11 protein-coding genes are annotated in these 21,600 nt (G+C 69.8%); 5 read left to right on the plus strand and 6 right to left on the minus strand.

Going from position 1 to position 21,600, the window contains the following annotated elements; translation table 11 throughout:
- Positions 1-14: 14 nt before the first annotated feature.
- From SFB74_RS16475 to SFB74_RS16490, 4 genes are read right to left on the minus strand one after another with little or no spacing between them, the layout of a single operon-like run.
- Positions 15-839, minus strand: a complete 825-nt coding sequence (locus tag SFB74_RS16475; protein WP_432725244.1) for a serine aminopeptidase domain-containing protein — start codon at positions 837-839, stop codon at positions 15-17.
- A complete protein-coding gene (locus SFB74_RS16480) occupies positions 836-1,561 on the minus strand; it encodes a 4'-phosphopantetheinyl transferase family protein (RefSeq protein WP_432725245.1) in 726 nt (241 codons plus the stop codon). Before SFB74_RS16480 ends, SFB74_RS16475 begins: the two co-directional genes overlap by 4 nt.
- A gap of 11 nt (positions 1,562-1,572) precedes the next feature.
- Entirely contained in the window at positions 1,573-6,579 is a 5,007-nt protein-coding gene (locus SFB74_RS16485) for an amino acid adenylation domain-containing protein (RefSeq protein WP_432725246.1), read from the minus strand.
- The gene (locus SFB74_RS16490; RefSeq protein ID WP_432725247.1) at positions 6,576-14,027 is read right to left on the minus strand and encodes an amino acid adenylation domain-containing protein; all 7,452 of its coding nucleotides are present in this window, start codon (positions 14,025-14,027) and stop codon (positions 6,576-6,578) included. The genes SFB74_RS16485 and SFB74_RS16490 overlap by 4 nt, the downstream gene beginning before the upstream one ends.
- 742 nt (positions 14,028-14,769) lie before the next feature.
- Here SFB74_RS16490 and SFB74_RS16495 point away from each other — a divergent pair.
- The 5 genes from SFB74_RS16495 to SFB74_RS16515 all read left to right on the plus strand — a co-directional run bounded on the left by SFB74_RS16495 (position 14,770) and on the right by SFB74_RS16515 (position 20,268).
- Complete coding sequence (locus SFB74_RS16495) at positions 14,770-15,501, plus strand: peptidoglycan DD-metalloendopeptidase family protein (RefSeq protein WP_432725248.1); 732 nt, start codon at positions 14,770-14,772, stop codon at positions 15,499-15,501.
- A gap of 112 nt (positions 15,502-15,613) precedes the next feature.
- Positions 15,614-15,796, plus strand: a complete 183-nt coding sequence (locus SFB74_RS16500; RefSeq protein WP_432725249.1) for a hypothetical protein — start codon at positions 15,614-15,616, stop codon at positions 15,794-15,796.
- 133 nt (positions 15,797-15,929) lie between these two features.
- Positions 15,930-17,066, plus strand: coding sequence for a metallophosphoesterase family protein (locus tag SFB74_RS16505; RefSeq protein ID WP_432725250.1), 1,137 nt, complete (start codon positions 15,930-15,932; stop codon positions 17,064-17,066).
- Positions 17,063-19,690 (plus strand): AAA family ATPase, encoded by a 2,628-nt coding sequence (locus SFB74_RS16510; protein ID WP_432725251.1) that lies wholly within the window; start codon positions 17,063-17,065, stop codon positions 19,688-19,690. The genes SFB74_RS16505 and SFB74_RS16510 overlap by 4 nt, the downstream gene beginning before the upstream one ends.
- Before the next feature lie 263 nt (positions 19,691-19,953).
- Complete coding sequence (locus SFB74_RS16515) at positions 19,954-20,268, plus strand: hypothetical protein (RefSeq protein ID WP_432725253.1); 315 nt, start codon at positions 19,954-19,956, stop codon at positions 20,266-20,268.
- Positions 20,269-20,281: 13 nt separating this feature from the next.
- Here the strand turns inward: SFB74_RS16515 and SFB74_RS16520 are convergent, their stop codons facing one another.
- Both SFB74_RS16520 and SFB74_RS16525 read right to left on the minus strand, forming a co-directional pair.
- Positions 20,282-20,608, minus strand: a complete 327-nt coding sequence (locus SFB74_RS16520; protein WP_432725254.1) for a hypothetical protein — start codon at positions 20,606-20,608, stop codon at positions 20,282-20,284.
- A gap of 16 nt (positions 20,609-20,624) precedes the next feature.
- Positions 20,625-21,542 carry a hypothetical protein gene (locus tag SFB74_RS16525; RefSeq protein ID WP_432725256.1) on the minus strand — a complete coding sequence of 306 codons (918 nt, stop codon included), beginning with the start codon at positions 21,540-21,542 and terminating at the stop codon, positions 20,625-20,627.
- Positions 21,543-21,600 lie beyond the last annotated feature (58 nt).

Consider the following 21,600-nt stretch of genomic DNA (forward strand, 5'->3'; position numbering starts at 1 on the left):
TCGTTGTCGTCGCGTCATTCATGAAGAGCCCCTTGGAGGCGGTTGAGCGCATCGGCCGGGACCATTGCGCTGTTGGGATAGGGGTCGGAGGTCCAGTCGAGCTGGTGGCTGAAGTACGCGAGGCGCACCGGCATGTGGCGCGACTGCTGGTCGGCCGCCCACTGGGCGGTGCGCTCGTCGTCGGGTTCGGCCAGCACCAGCGTGTCGTGCAGGGCCGTGAGCGGCAGCGATTCGGGCACCAGCGCCGCAAGCTGCGCGCGCAGCGCGGGCGAGAGCAGGGTGCCCAGCGCTTCCTCGGGCATCGTCTCGGGCTCCTGCAGGAGGCTGCGGCGCCACGCCAGGTCGGGAATGCAGAAGGTGGTGTCGATGGCGGCCACGTGCTGCTCGCGCAGCAGCCGCGCGTAGCTGCGCCCGTCGATCACCGGCTCCCACAGCACCAGCCGCACCGGGTCGCAGCGTCCGCCGCGCGCCGCCAGCACGGCCACCGTGGCGCCGAGCCGCGCGCCGATCCACACGATGGAGGCGCCGGGCGCGCGCCGACGCAGCTCTTCGTGCGCCGAGCACAGGTCGCGGCGCCAGCCGTCGAGCTCGCCCTCGATCTCCTCGCCCGGCGAATCGCCCGAGCCGTAGAAGTCGAAGCGCAGCGTGGCGATGCCCGAGCGCGAGAGCCGCTCGGCCAGCACCTTGAAGAAGCGATGGGTGCGCAGGCCCTCCTGCCCGAAGGGCGGGCACAGCAGCACGGCGGTGTCGGCGCCGGCGCGGTCTTCCTCGGCGGGATGGAACACGCCGAAGACCTGCCGCGAGGCCGGCCCGAACATGAGCGGCTTCATGTGGCTCATGCGTGCGCCTCCAGCAAACGCCCCGAGTGGCCGGAGTGGCCGGCACGCGCCTCGGTCTGGCGCCATTCGGCAATGGAGCCCACGCAGTCCATCCGCTCGGGCGCCGGCGCAAGCAGCAGCCACAGGATGCGGCCGGCCACCGCGAGCTCCACGCTGCGGCAATCCGGCTCCAGCCCCACCTCGAAGCTTTGCGACGACACCAGCAGGCCCACGCCGATGGCCTTGAGGCAGGCTTCCTTGCGGGTCCAGCAGGTCAAAAAGGCCCGGTCGCGCTCGTGCACGGGCAGGGCGGCCAGAGCTTCCTGCTCGCGATGCGTGAAGTGCTCGGCCGCGAGCACCGCCGCGTCCGGCACCGGGCGCAGCAGCTCGATGTCGGCGCCCAGCGGGCCGCGCCCGCCGATGGCGATCAGCGCCAGCCCCTGACTGTGGCTCAGCGAGAACTGCGTGCGCGCATGCCCCGTGAGGGAAGGCTTGCCGAAGGAGCCCTTCGACAGGTGCAGCTCGGCATGCTCCAGGCCGGTGTACTCGCTCAGCGCCTGCCGCAGCGCGAGGTGCGAGGCCACGTAGCGCTGACGGTCCAGCGGCGAGTGGAAGGCGGCGGCGCGCACGCGTTCCTCTTCCGAAAGAACCTGCTCCGACGGAAGGCTGGCGAACCTGTCCAGGTCGACGTACAGGCACAGCGGCACGTCGATGGAAAGCGGCTGGGGAGAACTGCCATTCATGTTCATGTTCCTCACCCCTTGCGCAGCCAGCCGCCGAGGGCGCCGAGCAGCCCGCCGCGCTGCTGGTGCTGCTGCGCATGCGCGGCCGTGCCGGCGGTCAGTTCGGCGAGATCGGAGGGCACGCCCTCGGCCGCGCCGCGCGGCGACGCGGCGATCTGCCCCAGGTTCTCGAACAGGTAGCGGCGCGGCTCCACGCGATGGCCCAGCGTCTGCGCCGCCTGCTGCACGGCGCGCAGCACCAGCAGCGAGTCGCCGCCCAGGTCGAAGAAGTTGTCGCCGGCGCGAATCTCTGCAACGTCGATGCCGATCACCTCGGCCCAGATGCGGGCGAGCTGCGCCTGCTCGGGCTCGAGCTGGCTCTGCTTCGCCTTGCTTGCGTTGCCGTTGGGCAGGCTGTCCGGGCCGGCCTTGCTCGCGTCGCCCGCGGCCAGCTTGCGAAGGTAGGCCGCGCTGGTCGAGGTTTCGGTGTCGGCGATGCGCTCCAGAGTGGCGCCGGGCTCGTCGGCCACGCGGCGCAGCACTTCGAGGTAGCGCTCGCGCAGCTGGGCGCCGGTCTCGCGCAGGTAGACGTCGGCGTTGTAGATGAGCGCGCCTTCCAGGCCGTGCGGCTTGTCCATCAGCCACACGCCGATGTCGTCGGTGGCGCCGTGCTGCATCACGTGCACCTGGCGGGTCTGCAGGCTGCCGACGGAGCGGGCGCGTTCGCGCGCGTCCTGGAACGAGAACATCGACTGGTAGGGCCCGGAGGTCTTGATCTGCCCCGCGTAGCCCGGCTCGGCCATCAGGCGCTCGAAGGGCACCTGCTGGTTGTTCATCATCGACAGCAGCTCCTGCTTCACGTAGCGCATGAAGACCGGCAGCGTGAGCGAGCGGTCGACGCTGAGCGAGACCGGCAGCACGTTGTTGAAGAAGCCCATGACGTCTTCCGTCTCGGCCTGCTGGCGCCCGCGCACCGGGTTGGCGATGACGATGGCGTCGTTGCCGGTCACCTGGGCCATGGTCAGCGCGTACACGCCGAAGGTCAGCATGCTCAGCGTCACGTCCATGTCGCGCGCGATCTCGCGCAGCCGCTGGGTGCTCTGCAGGTCGATGTGGATCCAGTGCGCGCCGCCCTGGCCGCTCTTGCCGGCGCGCCGGGGCATGTCGGTCACCGGCGGACGGACCGCCTTCGCGCCTTCGAGGCGGCCGCGCCAGAAGGCGAGCTGCTCCTCGCAGGCGGGCCCGGTCAGCCACTTCTCCAGCCACTCGGCGTAGTCGCCCTGGGTGGTGAAGAGCGCGGGCAGGTTGTGCGGGCGGCCGCGCTCGGCGGCGTCGTACAGCGCCGACAGCTCGCGCTGCATCAGGTCGAAGGACCAGCCGTCCCAGATCAGATGGTGCGGAACGAACAGGAACACATGCTCGTTGTCGTCCAGCCTGAACAGCGTGGCGTGCATCATCGGCGCGCTGTGGATGTCGATGGGCCGGTCGGCCAGCTCCTGCATGCGCTCGGCCAGCTCGGCCTCGCGCTGGTCGGCGGGCAGGCTGCGCAGGTCGACCAGCGGCAGCGTGAATTCCGCTGACTCCGAAATCACCTGTACCGGCTTGCCGGTGCCCGCGTCGATGCCGATGTGGGTGCGCAGCGAGGGCTGGCGGCGGATGATCTCGCGCCACACGTTCTCGAAGCGCGCGGCGTCGAGCTGCCCCGTGAGCCGCTGCGCCGAGGGCGCGTTGTAGACCGAGCGGCCCGGGTGCAGCTGCTCCATGAAGCGGATGCGCTCCTGTGCCATCGTCAGCGGCGCGGTGGTGCGCCCGATGCTGCGGCCGATGGGCGCCTGCAGCCCCACGCCCGCGCCCTGCAGTGCCTGGATGGCAGCGGCCAGCTTTTCGGCCGTGGGCGACTCGAAGAGCGAGCGCAGCGGCAGCGTCACCTGGAACTCGCGGCTCAGCAGCGTGGTGAGCCGCGCGGCCAGCAGCGAGTGGCCGCCCATGGTGAAGAAGTCGTCGTGCATGTCCAGGCCGGGCAGGCTCAGCACCTTCTCCATCAGCGCGAGCACCTTGCGCTCGTGCTCGTTGCTCGGGCCGGCGCCGCGGCGCACCTCGTCGCGGGCCACGGCCTGCGGGGGCGGCAGCGAGACGCGGTCGATCTTTCCGTTGGCCAGCTTGGGCAGCACGTCCATCGTCACAACGTGCTGGGGCAGCATGAAGGCCGGCAGGTGCTTGCGCAGGTGCACCATCAGGGTCTCGAGATCGAAGCCGGCGCCCTGTTTGAGCGCGAGGTACGCCACCAGGCGCACGTCGCCGGGGTTGTCCTCGCGGGCCACGACCACGGCGCGCGAGACGCCGGGCACCTCGCAGCAGCGCACCTCGATCTCGCCGGGCTCGATGCGGTAGCCGCGCACCTTCACCTGGAAGTCGAGCCGCCCGAGGTGGTCGAGCAGGCCGTCGTTGCGCCAGCGGCCGCGGTCGCCCGAGCGGTACATCTTCATCGGCGTACCGAAGATGCGCACGGTGACGAAGCGCTCCGCGGTCAGCTCTGGGCGGTCGAGGTAGCCGAGCGAAACGCCTTCGCCCGCAATGCAGATCTCGCCCGGCACGCCGATGGGGCAGGGCTGCAGGTCGGCGTCGAGAATCCAGATCTCGGTGTTGTCCACCGGCCTGCCGATGGAAACGCCACGCGAGGCGATTTCCTCGGGGCGCACATGCCAGGCGGTGGAATACACGGTGGTCTCGGTCGGGCCGTAGCCGTTCCACAGGCCTTCCATGCGCTCGCACAGCGCCAACGCCATGCTCGGGCGCAGCGCCTCGCCGCCGGTCCAGCCGCGGAAGCCGGGCGCACCGCCGGCCCACTGGGCATCGAGCAGCAACTGCCACATGCCGGGCGTGGCCTGCAGCAGGGTGATTTGCTCCTCGTCGAGCGTGCGCGACAGGCGGTTGCCGTCCATCGCGACCTCGCGCTTCACCATCACCAGCTCGGCGCCCGCGGCCAGGGGCAGCAGCAGGTCGGGCACGGCCATGTCGAAGGACAGGGTGGTGACCGCGGCGATCCGGTCGTCGGGCCCGATGCCCGACTCGCGCTGCATCCACTGCAGCAGGTGCGCCACGCCCCTGTGATGGGCGATCACGCCCTTGGGCAGACCGGTCGAGCCCGAGGTGTAGATCACGTACGAGGCATCTTCCGGCCCGGGGTCGTCCGTGCTCGGCGGCAGAGGCTCGCCGGAGAGCTGCCGCCAGCTGTCGCAGTCGATCTCGAAGATGCGCGTGGCCGCGTCGGCGCGCCAGTCGCGCGGAGCGACCGCGATGTCCGACGAGGTCAGCATCAGGCTCAGGCTGGCGTCGGTGGCGTAGTGGTCGAGGCGCGCCTGCGGGAACGCGGTGTCCAGCGGCACATAGGATGCGCCCGCCTTGAGCACGCCCAGCATCGCGATCACCATCTCCAGGCTGCGCTCCAGGCACAGGCCCACGCGCTGGCCACGGCCCACGCCGCGTTCGCGCAGGGCGCGCGCCAGCCGGTTGGAAAGCGCATCGAGCTCGGCGTAGCTGCAGCTCCTGGCGCCGTCGCGCACGGCGGGGCGGTCGGGCTGCTTCGGCACGCGCGCGACGAACCCGGCATGCGCCAGCGGCGCGCCGATCAGCGGAACGCGCGCCGGCTGCAGCGCGAGCAGGGCGTGCGCTGCTTCGGCCGAAAGCACCTCGAGCCGGCCGACGGTTTCGTCGGGCTTGTGCGAGCCCGACTGCAGCACGCACTCGAACATGTCGAGCCAGCGCTGCACGCTCACCTCGTCGAAGAGGTCGGTGTTGTACTGGGCCTCCACCACAAGGCCGCCGTCGAGCGGGCGCAGGTTCACGAACAGCTCGAAGTTCTCGTAGCGGCGGGCGATGGTGTCCTGCACCACGTCGAGCGTGGTGAAGGCCTGCGCGCTGCTCGCCACGTCGGGGTCGACGTTGAAGGCCACGCTCACCAGCGGCAGCCGGCTCGGGTCGCGCTCCAGCGAGAGCTGGCCCAGCAGCGCACCGTACGTGAGCGCCTGGTGGTCGAAGGCGTCGAGCACGGCGGTGTTGCACTCGTCCATCAGCGCGTCGAAGCGCATGCCGGCGTGCGCCGCGATGCGCAGCGGCAGCAGGTTCACGCAGTGGCCGACCAGTCCTGGCATGTCGTGCGCGAGCTGGCCCGAGGCCGGAATGCCGACCACGATGTCGTCCTGCCCCGAGAGGCGGTGCAGGGTGGCGACGAAGCCGCTGAGCAGGCCGGTGAACAGGCTGACGCCGGCCCTGGTGCTGGCCGAGCGCACGGCGCCGACCAGGCGCTTGTCGAGCGCGCGCTCGGCGCGCAGCGAATTGAAGGTGCGCGCGGCCGGGCGCGGACGGTCCATCGGAAGATCGAGCACCGGCAGCGGGCTGCCGGGGAAGCGGCCCAGCCAGTAGTCGATGTGCGCCTGCATGTCCGGATGCGCGGCCGCCGCGGCTTCCTCGGCCGCGAAGTCCGAGAACAAGGGGGCGGCCTTGAGCCTGAGTCCGTTGCCGGTTTCCTCGGCGTACAGATGGCCCAGCTGCTCGGTGATGACGGCCCACGACCATCCGTCGCAGACCACGTGATGCGCCGACATCACGAGTTCGTGCTCGGCCTCGTCGAGGCGGTAGAGCGCGGCCCTGAAGAGCGGGCCGTGCTCAAGCTGAAAGGGCGTGCACACGGCCTCGTCGTGCGCGTCGCGCAGCGCCAGCGCGCGGGCGTCGGGCTCGAGGCCGGCGAGGTCGTGCTCCGTCATCGGGTTGCCGCCCGGGTGGCTCACCAGCATGCAGGTGCCGTCGGGCGAGATGGTGGAGCGCAGCGCCTGGTGGCGCGCGAGCAGCCGCTCCATGGCGCGGGCGAGGGCCGTGCGGTCGAGCTCGCCGCGCAGCCGCAGCACGACCGATTCGTTGTAGGCCATGGAGGCCTCGGTGCCCAGCGTTGCGCCGAGCCAGACTTCGCGCTGCGATTCCGTGGTCGGAATGATGCACTCGACGGCGCCACCGTTCGCGGTGGGCTTGAGAACGGCGTTCATGCTGCAACCTTTCCGTTGACGAGGTGGTGGCTGGTGGAGTCCGCGTCGGGCACGTACCAGAAGGGCTGGCCGTCGATGTCGCGGGCCAGCACGGAGCCTTCTTCGGCCGGCTTGTGCAGCTCGAACCCGGTGATGGGCACGGCACGGCGCGGCAGGAAGCCGGATTCCTGCATCTCGGCGACCGACTCCTTGAAGGCGCGCTGGATGAAGGCGATGTCCTCGGCGCTGTGCGCGCTGGTGAGGAAGCACGGGAAGTTGTCCAGGATGTGGACGCCGCGGCTGCGCATCATGGCGAACAGCAGGTCCTGCAGCGGGTGGTCTTCGAGCCAGCTCACGCGCCACAGCGACCCGAAGTGGCGCACCTCGATGGGCGCGCCGACTTCCTTGCACCAGGCCGACAGCTCGGCGGCCATGGCGGTGGTGCTGGCGTTGAGCCCGGACTGCAGCGCGGGCCCGGCTTCCTTCAGATGCGCGAGCGAGGCCTTCGCCGCCGCGAGCGCGAGCGGGTGGCGCACGAAAGTGCCGGCGAAATAGGTCACGCCCACGCCCGGGATCGAGTCGTCGCCGTACCGCCAGGCGCCGCCGTCGAGCGCGTCCATGAACTCGCGCTTGCCGGCGATCACGCCCACGGGGAAGCCGCCGCCGATCACCTTGCCGTAGGTGGCCAGGTCGGCGCGCACGCCGAAGAGTTCCTGCGCGCCGCCCAGCGCGGTGCGAAAACCGGTGATGACCTCGTCGAAGATCAGGCAGCAGCCGCTCTTGGCGGTGATCTCGCGCACCTCGTGCAGGAACTCGCGCGGCTGAAAGTCGGGGCGGCGGCTCTGCACCGGCTCGGCCAGCACCGCGGCGAGGTCGTCGGCGTTCTCGCGGATGAATTCCAGCGCCTCGGGCGTGCCGTAGTCGAGCACGCGGATGTCGCCGAACATGCCGCTCATCACGCCCGGTGCTGCCGACAGGCCCTTGCCGCCCTTGCCGGCGCGCACCAGCACCTCGTCGAAGGTGCCGTGGTAGGAGCCGGTGAACACCACCACCGTGCTGCGGCCGGTGACGGTGCGCGCGATGCGCAGCGCCGCCATCACGGCCTCGGAGCCGGTGTTGCACAGGCCCGCGCGGTCGTTGCCGGTGAGCTCGCAGACCAGCGCCGTCACCTCGGCGGCCAGCGGGTGCTGCGGGCCGATCTCGTAGCCGGCGTCGAGCTGGCGGCGCACCGCGTCGAGCACGAAGTCGGGCTGCCAGCCGAACATGTTCATGCCGAAGCCGTTGAGCGCGTCGACATACTCGTTGCCGTCGAGATCCCACATCTTCGAGCCCTTGGAGCGCTCGATGACGATCTGGTAGGTGATCTCCTTCGTGAGCGGCCGGAAGCCGTTGACCACGCGCGGATCGGCCATGTGCGAGCGGTTGGCCTCGGTGAACTCCTTGCTCTTGCGCGTGCGCTCCACGTAGCGGCGGATGAAGGCCGCGAGCCGTGCCTTCTGCCGGCCGCTGGGCTCGGCGGTGCGCTGGGTGTGGATGCGGGCGATGGCGCCGAAGGCCTTGCTCACGTCGTAGCGCACGGGTTGGGCGGGCTCCTCGGCGGCGACTGGAGAGGCAGGCGTTGCCGGAGCCGTCGGAGCCGCCATCGCGGGCGCGGCCTGGGCCGGCATCACCGGCTGCAGCGTCACCAGCGGCGCGGCAGAAACGGCGGACGCGGCACCCGACAGCAGCGCGAGCTGCTGCCGCATCAATTCCATCTGTTGCGAAATCAGCTGCGGCAGCTGGGCCTCGCCCATGACGGCACTGCCCTGCATCGGCATGTAGACGGGCATGGCCACAGGCACCGGCTGCTGCGGCGCCACCCGCGATACGGAGACCGCGGTTTCTGCTGGCGCGACTGCCGCAGCGGCAACCGGCGCGGGTGCAGCCTCGGGCGGCAGGCTTTCGCGCAGGAAGGCAGAGAGCGCGTCGAAGCTGCGATAGCTTTCCATCAGCTGGCGGAAGCTGACGTTGACCTTGAAGTGCTTCTTGATCTGCGTGGCCGCCTGCGTCAGCGTGAGTGAGTCCAGGCCCAGCTCGCTGAAGGGCGACTGTCCCTCGGCCTGCGCCATGTCGAGGCCGGAGATGTCCTCGAACAGGGTGCGAAGGCGCGTGTCGATGGCGGACGCTGATGAAGAAGCGGGAGGTGAAAGAGGCGAGGGCGAAGCGGCGGTCACGATCGGCTCCAGGGCAATGGGTGGGACGACAACGGCAGCTGCGACAACGGGCGCAGCCACGGCGGATGGGGCAACGGGAGAAGCGATGGCAGGCGCGGCTGCCGGGGCGATGTCGACCCAGCAGCGCTTGCGTTCGAATGGCGTGGTGGGCAGGCGCACGCGCTGTGCGCCGGCACGCGAGATCAGGCGCGAGAGCTCGACCTCGGCGCCGCAGGTCCACAGGCGCGCGAGCGCCAGGCGCAGGGTGCGGGCCTCGTCGTTGCTGCTGCCGGGTTCCACATGCAGCAGCGACACGACACTGCCGACGCCCGCGCCGTGCTGGCGCACCAGCGTGGCGAGCATGTTGCGCGGGCCGGCTTCGACGAAGAGCGGATTCGCCACCTGCGCCATCGCGCTGCGCACCGCCGGCGAGAAGCGCACCGTGCCGCGCAGGTGCCGGGCCCAGTAGCCGGGGCTGGTCGCATCGGCGTCTTCGAGCGGCTGGCCGGTGAGCGTCGAGAAGATCGGAATCTGCGGCGCGCGCAGCGCCACCTTGGCGACCAGTGCCTCGAATGGCGCGACGGCCGCGTCCATCATGGACGAGTGGAAGGCGTGCGAGGTCTGCAGCGGGCGGCTCGGAATGCCGTCGGCCTCCAGGGCGGCCTGCAGCGCCGCGATGTCCTCGAAGGGGCCGGCTGCCACGCAGGCCGTGGGACCGTTCTCGGCGGCGAGCGAAAGGCGCGGGCCGAGCCGGGTTGCGAGGTCGGCCGCGCCGAGGCGCACCGACAGCATCGCGCCCGGGGGCTGGACCTGCATCAGCGCGCCGCGGCGTGCCACCAGCCGGGCGGCATCTTCCAGCCGCATCACGCCCGCGATCACGGCGGCGACGAATTCGCCGACGCTGTGGCCGATCAGCGCGTGCGGTCGCGCACCGAGTGCCAGGAGCCGCCGGGCCAGCGCGTATTCGAGCGTGAAGATCGCGGGCTGCGTCGCCGCGGTGGGCACGAGTGCCTGCGGGTCGTCGGAGAACATGCGCTCGCGCAGGTCGAAATCGGTGGCGCCGGCGAAGGCGGCCATGCAGTCGTCGAAGGCCGCCGCGAACACCGGGTCGTTCGCGTGCAGGTTGCGGCCCATGCCGGCGTACTGCGCGCCCTGTCCGGGAAACATCAGCACGAGCTGCTGCGCGCGCGAGGCGGCGCGGCCGCTGGTGCCGCGGGCGGAGCCGGCGTCGCGCAGCGCCACGATGGCTTCCGCTGCGTTGCCGGCCACCACGGCGCGGCGGAAGGCGTGCGCCTTGCGACCGGCCGCGAGGGTGTGGGCCACATCGGCGAGCGGCACTTCGGCATGGGCTTCGAGATGCGCGGCGAGCTGGCCGACGGCAACGGCAAGCGCCGCTTCGGAGCGCGCCGACAGCAGCAGCACCTGGTCGCCCACGGCCGGCGGCGAGGCTGGCCGCGGCGGCGCTTCCTCGACGACGACATGCGCGTTGGTGCCGCCGACGCCGAAAGAGCTGACGCCGGCGCGGCGCGGTTGCGCGGCACGCGGCCACGCCTGCAGGCTCGCGGTGACGTAGAAGGGCGTGCGCGCGAAATCGATCGCCGGGTTCGGCGCGCTGAAATGCACGGTCGGCGGAATCTGCCCGTGATGCAGCGCGAGCGCGGTCTTGATGAGCCCCGCCGCGCCCGCCGCCGTGACCATGTGGCCCACGTTGCTCTTGAGCGAGCCGAGCGTGCAGTAGCCCAGTGCGTCGGTGTGCTCGGCATAGGCGCAGGCCAGCGCCTCGACTTCCACCGGGTCGCCCATCGGCGTGGCGGTGCCGTGCGCCTCGACGTAGGAGATGCTGCGCGCGTCCACGTCGGCGGCCGCCAGCGCGGCGCGGATCACCGCCGCCTGGCCGTCCACGCTGGGCGCGGTGAAGCTGGCCTTGGCGCCGCCGTCGTTGTTCACGCAGGCGCTGCGCAGCACGGCGTAGATGGTGTCGCCGTCGGCCTGCGCGTCGGCCAGCCGCTTGAGCAGCACCACGGCCGCGCCGTCGCTGAAGACGGTGCCCCGGGCCTGCGCGTCGAAGCTGCGCGTGTGGCCGTCGGGCGAGAGCATCGAGCCCTCGTTGTAGAGATAGCCGCTGCGCGGCGGGCAGGTGACCGACGCGCCGCCCGCCAGCGCCATGTAGCACTGGCCCGTGCGCAGCGCATGGAAGGCATGGGCCACCGCCACCAGCGAGGTCGAGCAGGCGGTGTGCACGCTGACGGCCGGGCCCGTGAGGTTGAGCCGATTCGCCACCCGCGTGGTGATGTAGTCCTTCTCGTTGGCCAGCATCACCTGGAACTCGCCCACCGGCTCCACCAGGTCGGGCCGCGTGCTCACGTGGCGCTGGAAGTAGCTGGCGTTGTACATGCCGGCGTACACGCCGACCGGGCCCGGCGCGGCGTCGGGCACGTAGCCGGCGCGCTCCAGGGCTTCCCAGCAGATCTCGAGGAACACGCGCTGCTGCGGGTCCATGAGCTGCGCTTCCTTCGGGCCGATGCCGAAGAAGGCAGCGTCGAAGTCCTCGATGCCGTCGATCACGCCGCGTGCGCGCACGTAGGCCGGATCGCTGCGCAGGGCCTCGGAGACGCCCGCGTCGAGCATCGCGTCGTCGAAGAAGCTGATGGTGTCGCGCCCTGCGACGAGGTTGTCCCAGAACTGCTCCACGTCGGCCGCACCCGGAAAGCGCCCGGCGGTGGCGATCAGCGCGACGGCGTCTTGAAGAGCGTCGCGGGAAGGGGTGGCCGCTGCGTCCGGTCGATCCTTGAAACCGTCCGCAGCGGCCGTGGCGGACTGTTCGTCCGCCGGCTGCATCCGCGCACCCATTGCTTTTGGCGTGGGATTGCGGAAGAAAAGATTGGCCGACAGCGGCACCGCCGAGTCCTGCCGCAGGTCGGCCAGCACCTGCAGCACCAGCAGCGAATCGCCGCCGAGGTCGAAGAAGTTGTCGTTGCGCCCGACCTTCGAGATGCGCAGCACGCGCGCGAAGGCGTCGCACACGCGCTGCTCGGCGGCGTCGCGGGCTTCCTCGAAGGGCTGGGCGAGTTCGGGGCGCTCGCCGGCGGGGTCGGGCAGCGCCCTGCGGTCGAGCTTGCCGTTGGGCGTGACGGGCAGTTGCGCGAGCCACACCTGCGCGGTGGGCACCATCGCGGCGGGCAGGCGCGCGGCGAGATGGGCGCGCAGGGCCTCCCAGGAGAGCTTTTCTTCTCCAGAGCGCGAAACAAGATAGGCCACGAGCCGCAGCTGCCCGCTCTCGTCGGGCCGCGCGACCACGGCGCAGGACTGCACCGCCGGGTGCGCGAGGATCGCCGCTTCGACTTCGCCCGTCTCGATGCGGTGGCCGTGGATCTTCACCTGGCCGTCGCGGCGGCCGATGAATTCGATGGTGCCGTCGGGCAGCCAGCGCGCGAGGTCGCCGGTGCGGTAGAGCCGGTCGCCGGGCTTGCCGAAGGGATCGGGCACGAAGCGCTCGGCGCCGAGCTCCGGCTGGCGCAGATAGCCGCGTGCCAGGCCGTGGCCGCCGATGCACAGCTCGCCCACGAAGCCGCTCGGCAGCAGCGCCATCGACGGGCTCAGCACGCGCAGCACGGTGCTCCTGATGGGGCGGCCGAGCGGAATGGAGCGCAGGTCGTCGGCCAGCGGCAGCGCGATGCGGTGCGTGGCCGCGAAGGTGGTGCATTCGGTCGGGCCGTAGCCGTTGCTCAGCACGAGCCCGGGCAGGGCGGCGAGCGCGCGGCGCACGTGTGGCACCGAGAGCGCCTCTCCGCCGGTGAACAGATGGCTCAGGCCGGCGAGGTGCGCCGGGTCGTCGTCGATCACCGCGTTGAAGAGCGCGGCCGTGAGCCAGGCGGTGTGCACGCCGTGGCGCTCGATGGTGCGCGCCAGGCCCGCGCCGGTGGGCACGCGCTCGTCATGGACGACGCAGCAGCCGCCGTTGAGCAGCGGGCCCCAGATTTCGAGCGTGGCGGCGTCGAAGCCCAGGGGCGCCGCATGCAGCATGGTCAGGCCGGGCGCGAGCGAAACGTAGTCGACGTCGACCACCAGCCTAAGGATCGAGCGATGGCAGATCTCGATGCCCTTGGGCGTACCCGTCGAGCCCGAGGTGTACATGACGTAGGCCACCGATTCGGCGTCGATGGCCGGTGGATTCCATGAACTCCGGTTCTGTTTGTCTGCGTGCTCTTCGAGCAGCAAAACACCGTGATGGGCGGGAACGAGGTGGCGGTGCTCCTGCGTCGCGAGCACGCGGTGCGCGCCGGCTTCCGCGAGCATGTAGGCGATGCGTTCGGGCGGGTAGTCGGTAGGCACCGGCACGTAGGCGGCGCCGGCCTTGAGGATGCCGAGTTGGGCGACGATGGCCGCCATCGAGCGGTCGAGCAGCATGCCGACGCTGTCGCCGGCCTGCACGCCCAGGCTCTGGAGACGCTGCGCGAGATCGCCGGAGCGGCGGTCGAGCTCGCCGTAGCTCATCCGTTCGTCGCCTTGTGCAAGGGCGATGGCGTCGGGCGCCGCCGCGACCTGGCGGGCGAACATGGCGGGCACGGTAAGGGCCGGGTCCACCGGTGCGAGGGCGGTATTCCAGGCATCGAGCTGATCGGCGCGGTCGGCTTGCGGCTGCGTGTGGATGTCGCCCAGGGCGGCGTCCGGGCGCTCGAGAAGATCCTGGGCGGTGCTTTCGAGGGCGGCGAGCAGCCGGTCGATTGCCGTGGAGCTCATCAGGCTTGCGGTCGCATCTATATGAAGAGATGCGGAGGCCGCGTCGAAGCGCAGGCGCAGCGGTGCATCGGCGTCTTCTTCCGACGCTTCGCGCAGCCAGAACGAATCGGCTGGTGCCTCGCCCCGTGTTGCTTGCGAGGCGGCGCGGCGGCTCGAGTCCAGTTCGGCAAGCCAGGTGCTCGCGGGGCTGGCCGCATCGAAGGCGACGGTGATCGGATCGCAGCCCGCTTCGCGCAGCACCGGCCGCGGGTTTCCGAGCCAGCGCGATTGCAGCAGCAGCCATGCGCCGGCGAAGAGGGTGTCGGGCAACTGGCCGTTGCTGGCGAGGCAGTGCGCCCAGTTCAGGGCAACGTGGGGCGCAAGCGTCGCCGAAGCAGCGAGGCGGCCGGCAGGGTCGTTCGAATTGGATCGCGGCACGAACAGGTCCGCCAGAGAGAGCTCCGGAGTGCCTTGGCTTGTCTGCGAAACAGTTTGAATTTCCACGTAAATATCCCGAAAGAAATACGGCGAAAGCAATCGGGCGAATGGAAAATCCATTCGCCTAATTGAAAGAACAGGAGAGGGCCTGTGCCTTTTTCGTGTCTTCATCCTAGGGTGTTTGCCATGGACGAGGTGCGCACTTAAGGCCTAAGTTACAACTGGATAAAGTTATTTCTAAAACGTACTACCCGAACCGTCCAGTACGAGGTAACTGATGCGCCGTCTGGAGTGAAAAGGGCGTCGACCAGTCCCCTCCAGCCGCCTGCCAGGTGGGGTTGAAGCGGGGTACACCAGGGGAGATTCAGAGGGAGACAGCGAAGAAAGAGCCTGGATGACGGCTTCGCAGGCGGTACACGCGATGGCCCTCGATGCGCCAGCGAACCATGCGGAAACTGCACCGGAAAAGTCGTCGAAAAATGAAACATCCTCCCGGAGCCGTCTGTTATTAATTGGCAGAGGCTGTAACCGTATAAAAAATATTCAAACAAAATCTGAAAATAGAGAAATGCCCGGGAGATGCAATGAGGTCGCTGAATATGATTTTCAGGAGCAGGTAAAAATCCGGCGACATCCTATTACCCGATGTAGTTCTCATGTGTCGCCGGCGCCGTCTCGAATGAATTCCCGCGAGCCAATTCGGCTGTATTGCGAAGACCGGCGGGCGGGCCCGGCACCCAGCGAAAAGACCTGAAGCCGCCGGAACGCGCGGCGACTGCTGTTAGCCTTCCCGGATTCTTCGAGCGCGCCCCTGGGGCACCCGGGAGCGCGAGATTCAGGTTGTCCAGGAAGGAATCCGGTGGTGGTTGTGACAGGAAGGAACTGGCGCGCGGGCGTTGTGCTGGCCGCTGCATTGGTGGTGGCGGCATGCTCCACGTCTCCCAAGGTGCCAGTGGCGGGGCCGGGCGAATACGTCGTCCAGCCGGGCGACACGCTCTATCGCATCGCGTCGAAGTCCGGCCGTTCGCCGGGCGACATCGCACGCTGGAACAACCTGCAGGACCCCGACAAGCTGGAAGCCGGACAGGTGCTGCGCGTGGTTCCGCCGGGTGGCGCCGCTTCGTCGGAGCCGCCGCCGAGCCGTGAGCGCCCCGAGCGCGCGGAGCGTCCGGAACGAGCCAGGCCGCCCCGTGCTTCGGCACCGGAGCCGGTCGCGCCGCCCGCATCGCGGCGCAGCGACTGGACCTGGCCCGCGCAGGGCCAGGTGATCGCCGGCTTCAACGGCACCAGCAGCAAGGGCATCGACATCGGCGGCAGCCTCGGCGACCCCGTGGCGTCCATCGGCGCCGGCAAGGTGGCGGTGACCGAAACCCTGCGCGGCTACGGCAGCGTGGTGATGGTCGACCACGGAGGCTCCTACATGTCGGTCTATACCAATCTGCGCACGGTGCAGGTCAAGCAGGGCCAGCAGGTGAAGCAGGGCCAGAAGATCGCCGAGATCGGCAGCGCCGACGGCGGCCGCGCAAAGCTGCACTTCGAGATCCGCTACCGCGGCAACGCCGTCGATCCGCGCCAGTACCTGCCCGCGAGGTAAGTCCGGCCGAAAGGCGTGCCCCTCGGGCGAACGGCATCCCCCGAATTGGCGATACCGCAGCGCCCGCGAAGTGCGCAGACTCCCGCGCTGAATCTTCGAAAAAGGGGCGGCAATGGAACTCGTGCATTGGGTGTTCGTCATTCTTGGCATCGCGCTGGCCTTGACCATGCAGTGGCTGCTCCTTGCCCCGTTCAGCCTCGAATGGCGGCCGCTGCGCGAGCAGATCGCCGAGCAGGTCACCCAGTCGGCCGCGCTGCTGCAGGAGTGCTCGGCCGCGGCCGACTCCAAGGCCTAGCCCGCCCGCGCCCCCTTCACGCCCCGCACGGGGCCGATCGCGCAGGACGACCATGCGCGCCCTCTAAGATGCTCGCTGTTCAGAAATGACCAGAGTGATGCAGACGCGGTAGGCAAAGGGAGGGCCACGACGCATGATTTCTTTGCTCCACACCGCGGACTGGCAGATCGGCCGCGTTTTCTCGCAATTCGAGCCCGACGATGCCTCGGCACTCTTCGAGGCGCGCTTCAAGGTGGTCGAGCGGCTGGCCGCCATCGCCACCGAGCGCAAGGTCGACGCCGTGCTGGTCGCGGGCGACGTGTTCGACCTGCAGACCGTGTCGGACAAGACCATCCGGCGCATGTTCAACGCCATGCAGGGCTTCAACGGGCCCTGGCTGCTGATTCCGGGCAATCACGATTCGGCGCTGAGCGAATCGGTCTGGAGCAGGGCGCAGCGGCTGGGCGCCATCTCGACGAACATCGTCTGCTGCCTGGAGCCCAGGCCGCATACCGTGGCGGGCAAGTTCACGCTGCTGCCCGCGCCGCTCACCCAGCGCCATACCTATGGCGACCTCACCGAATGGTTCGCGACCGCCGAACCCGATGAAGCGGGCCTGCCCCGCATCGGCCTCGCGCACGGCAGCGTGCAGGGCATTCTTTCGGAAGACATCGACTCGACCAACCCCATCGCCGCCGGCCGCGCCGCGCAGGCCCGGCTCGACTACCTCGCGCTCGGCGACTGGCACGGCACCCGGCGGATCGACGAGCGCACCTGGTACGCCGGCACGCCCGAGACCGACCGCTTCAAGGCCAACGATTCGGGGCAGGCATTGCTCGTCAGCATCGCCGGCACTGGCGCAGTGCCGGTGGTCGAGCCCATCCGCACAGGCCAGTTCGACTGGCAGCAGTGGGAGCCGCGGCTCGCTGTGCCCTCCGACATCGACGAGCTGGTGCAGAGGCTCGAGCAGATCGGCGGCCGCGACGTGCTGCAGCTGCGCGCCCAGGGCACCTGCGACCTTGCCAGCCACAACCGGCTGAACGCCGCCCTCGACGCCGCCCGTGCCCGCGCCCGCGCGCTGGTGTGGGAAGGCGAGGCGCTGCGGCTGGAGCCCACCGAAGACGACATCCAGGCGCTGCACGCCGACGGCTTCGTCGGCGAGGCATTGCAGGCACTGCGCGAGCAACAGGGCGGCGCCGAGGCCGAACTGGCCCGCGACGCGCTGCTCACGCTGGCGCGCATCCTCGGCGCGCAGCAGGGTGCTTCCTCGCCGGCAGGAGCCGCCGCATGAAGCTGCAGCGCCTTCGCATCGAGAACTTCAAGCTCTTTCGCGCGCCGCTCGAAATCGACGGCCTGACGGACGGGCTCAATCTTTTCGCCGCCCCCAACGAGTCGGGCAAGTCGACCGTTGCCGAAGCGATACGCGCCGCTTTCTTCGAGAGGCATCGTTCCAGCGCCGTCGAATACCTGCGGCCCTGGGGCGAGAGCTCGGCCACGCCGATGGTCGAAGTCGACTTCGAACTCGACGGCAAGCCCTACAGGCTCACCAAGGCCTTTCTCGGCAAGAAGCGCTGCGAACTGGTGATCGACGGCCGGGCCATGGACGGCGCCGTGGCCGAAGACCACCTCGCGGCGCTGCTGGGTTTCCGGTTTCCGGGCAAGGGCGCGAGCACGCCCGAGCACATGGGCATTCCGGGGCTGCTGTGGATCAAGCAGGGCACCTCGCACGACATCGCCAGCGCGGTGGGCTTCGCCAGCGACCATCTGCGCAACGCGCTCGGCGAATCGCTGGGCGAACTGGCTTCCAGCAACGGCGACGCGGTGCTCAAGGCGGTGGAAGCCGAGCGCAACGAGCTGCTGACGCCAGCCGCCGGAACGCCGCGGGGCGCCTTCGCGGACGCCCTCAAGCTGCGCACCGAACTCGAAGCCGAGCTCGAACGGCTGCACGCCGACATCGAGTCGTACCAGTCGGGCGTCGATCGCCTGGCAGCCCTGCGCCGCGACCATCAGCGCGACGAAGCCGCGCAACCGTGGGCGGCATTGCGCGAGCAGCTCGTCGTCGCGCAGCAGCGGCTAGACGAAGCCCGGGGGCTGGACGAGAAGAAGACCGCACAGGAAGCCGCGCTCAGGCAGATCGCGGCGCAGGTGAATTCATGGCGCACCCAGCTCCAGGCGATGGAGCGCGAAGAAGGCTCGCTCGCCCATCGGGAGACGAACCTGCAGAGAACGCAACAAGCCTTGGCCAAGGCGCTCGGCGAACTGCAGGCCTGGGAGCCTCGCCATGCGGCCGCAATGAAGGCCGACGCCGAGGCACGCGAAAACCTCCGCCTGGCGCGACAGGCCGCGTCGCGCATCGCTCAGGAGAAAACCGTCGAGAGCCTCACAGAGCAGCTCGCCACGCTCTCGCAGAGCCACGAGAAGGCGAAGGCCGAACAGGAAAAGGTCACGCGCCTGCAAGCCGAGGCACAGGCACTCGCGGTGCCGGAAAGCGACCTCAAGCGGCTGCGCCACTGCGCAGACGCGCTTCGCACGGCGCAGGCCAGGCTGGACGCGGTGGCCACGGCCTTGGAGTTCGAGCTGCAGCCCAGCGCAAAGGTGCGCGTGGCCGGCATCGAGCTGTCGGGCTCGACGCGCCAGACCGTTATCGCCCGCACCGACATCGAGATAGAAGGCGTGGGCCGCATCAGCGTGCTGCCGGGCGGCACCGACCTCGAAAGCCTCGCCATCGAGCGCGACCGCGCACGGGACGAACTCGCCGCATTGCTGCAAAACCTGCGCGCCGAAAGCGTCGCCGCCGTCGAAGAGCGCGCCCGGCAACAGGTGCTGCGCAAGGGCGAAGCCGGCGCCGCCGAAGCCGTGCTGGCGGCACTGGCCCCCAAGGGACTCGGCGCCCTTGCCGCCGATGTGGCGACGCGCGAAGCCCGCCTTGCGGAAGCCCGGCAGGTGCTGCAGGCCATGCCATCCGCACCGGCCGCAGGCATGGCCGTGCCCTCGGCCGAATCGGAAGAAGCCACCGCGCGCGCCGCGCTGGAGGCTGCCTCCGTCGCGCTCAACGAAGCGAAGGTGGCCGCCGGCAATGCACGCGAACAGGTGAAGGCCGCCGAAGACGAACTCGCCGCCGTCAAGGCCACGCTGGACGACCCTGCACGCGCCGGCCGGAAGACCGAGGCCGGCGGCGCGCTCACCGATGCGCTGGCGCAGCAGTCGGCCATCCAGGACAAGGTCGCGGAACTGTCCCGGCGGCTGCAGACCGTCAACCTGCCGGTGCTCGCGCAGGACGTGGAGCGGCTGGAGCGCAGCGCGAGGCAGGCCGAGACCGCGCACAGCCAGCGCGCCAACGAGATCACCCGGCTCGAAGTCGAGCTCGAAACCAAGGGCGCGCTCGGCCAGGAAGAAACCGCCTCGGAGAAACAGCGCGAACTCGAACACGCCGCGCGCCGCTGCGCCGAACTCGAACGGCGGGCGAGGGCGCTCGACCATCTGCTGAAGCTGCTGCGCGAAAAGCGCTCGGCCCTGGCGCGTCGGCTGCGCGCGCCGCTGCAGAAGCATCTCGACCACTATCTGCAGATTCTTTTCCCCGGCGCGCAGATCGAGGTCGGCGACGACCTTTCGCCGGGCCGCATCACGCGGCAGGGCCTGCGCGGCGCGCAAAGCGGCGAGTTCGAGGAGCTCAGCGTGGGCGCGCGGGAACAGATGGGCGTGGTCGCCCGGCTGGCCTACGCGGACCTGCTGAAGGAAGCGAACAAGCCGACGCTGCTCATCCTCGACGACGCGCTGGTCAACACCGACGAGGAGCGGCTGCGGCAGATGAAGCGGGTGCTGTACGACGCGGCGCAGCGGCACCAGATATTGATCTTCAGCTGCCACCCCGAGGCGTGGCGTGACCTGGGCGTGGTGGCGCGAAGCATTCCCTGAGCCGTTCGTCCTCCCTGTTTTTGGCGGCTCGAGGTGCGGGCGCAAGCCCGGCCGGTTTCATGCAAGTGGTTTCCCGGTAGGCCAACTCGTCGAGCCGCCGCCCCGTTTGAACTCGGGCAGGTTGATGCGAAGCATCCCCCCAGAGCCGTTGGGGCGCTGTTCGCGTGGCTATACTGCGCCGGTCGCGTCAAACAAGGGCGCGATCGGGCTTGGACTCCCGTGCAATTGCTGCGACGCAAACCGCAATCACCTGGAGGCCATTCATGGCTGCATCCGCTCGCGCATCCGCGCGCGCCTCTTCCCCTTCCGAATCTTCCGTCTCGCAGAGCGCCGAGCAGCTTGCACTGCAGTTGTGCGACGACATCGGCAACCTTCAGCCGATGCAGCGCGCGTACGCGTGCCTCGAAAAGCTCATCGTCCAGCAAGGGGTGAGCGATACGCAGGAGGTGTATCCGAGCCGCGCCGAGCTCGCTGCGCTGGTCGGCGTGGTCAACGAGGAACTGCAGCGGCGCATCGACGCGGCCGATGCCACGGCGCAATCGCTGCGCTACGGCCTGGGAAGGAGCGGCACGCCGTGAACGTGTTCGCCGGCTACTTGTTCGCCGGCACGAAGAACAGATATTCGCCGCGCCCCAACTCGGGCGTGATCGTGTAGCCCGCGCACAGGTCTTCCGTGCACTGGATGACGATCACGCGCGGCCAGATCGTCGCCGAGGTGGGATAGCCCGGCAGGTACTGCGGCACATGCCACACGCCGAGGGCGCCCACCGGTAGCGCGTTCTCGGTGCCGCGCGCGTTCTGCAGGCCGCTGCCCATGTTCATGCGCTCTACGCGCAGCGTGGGCTGCACGGCCGCGGTCGCCGCCGAAGCTGCCGCGCAGCAGGCCGCCAGCCAGAGGAGGAGTACGGTCCTGGTCATTTGGCGCTCCGTGCGGTCATTGCGCGGCGGGGGCCGCGCGCGGTGCGGTCGCGATGTCGTCGGCGCGCTGGTCGAGCATGCGCGACGCTGCCTTGATGGATGCGACTTCGCCCGGATCCATCGGCGTGACCGTGGCGCTGACGACGGGCATCGTGATCACGCCGGCGGATTCTTCGGGAGCGGCCGCAGCCTGCTGCTGTTGCTGCACTACGGGCACGGCCTCCGCAATGGGGGCGGGTGGTAGCGGCAGCGGTGCCGGAGCAGCCGCGGGAATGACTGCGACGGGCTGCGGAGCCACCGGTACAGGTGCGGGCGCTGGGGCCGGTGCAGGCGTCGCTGCGGCCAACGGACGCGGCGGCGAGGCGGCCGCGCCGCTTGCCGATGCCTGCGGCCCGTAGGCCGAGACGCGCTCTTCCGCCGTCATCGACTGCGGGCACTTGGTGCCGGTCATCTCCAGCGCGGCCATGGCGGCGGGGTCCATGCAGTCCATGGCGAGCGAGGCTGCCTTCATGCCCTTGTTCCAGAGCTCGCGGCTCATCTTCAGGCGCTTGCAGTGCTCGTCCGTCCAGGTGGTGCCGAAGCTCAGGCCCACGCCCGGGCCGTTCGCGCTGGCGCTGGTGCTGCCCATGCAGGTGTCGTTGCTCGTCGTCAGGTTGGGACCGTTGACCGACGGCACGTTCTTGATCGTGTAGCTGCCGCGGTAGTCGACGGTGTTCGTCGTCGCGCCGGTGTTGTTGACGTTCTGGTTGCTGGTCATCGTCGACTGGGTGGACACGCTCGCCGGACTCGAAAACGTCACCGACTGGCTGTTGCCCTGGGCCGACGTGGTGGCCGAACTCGACGACCCGTTGTTCGCACCCGTGTTGGTGTTGGTCTGTTGAGCGACGGCTACTGCTGAGACGGCCAGCAGTGAAAGAAAAATCAGCTTCTTCATTTTTCGACTCCTTTGAGGACCGGGGAGAGGGCGTTTTCCGCCGCTCTCCCCACTTCCA

Origin of the sequence: Variovorax xiamenensis, assembly GCF_050916385.1 — a bacterium.
Classification (GTDB): Bacteria; Pseudomonadota; Gammaproteobacteria; order Burkholderiales; family Burkholderiaceae_C; genus Variovorax.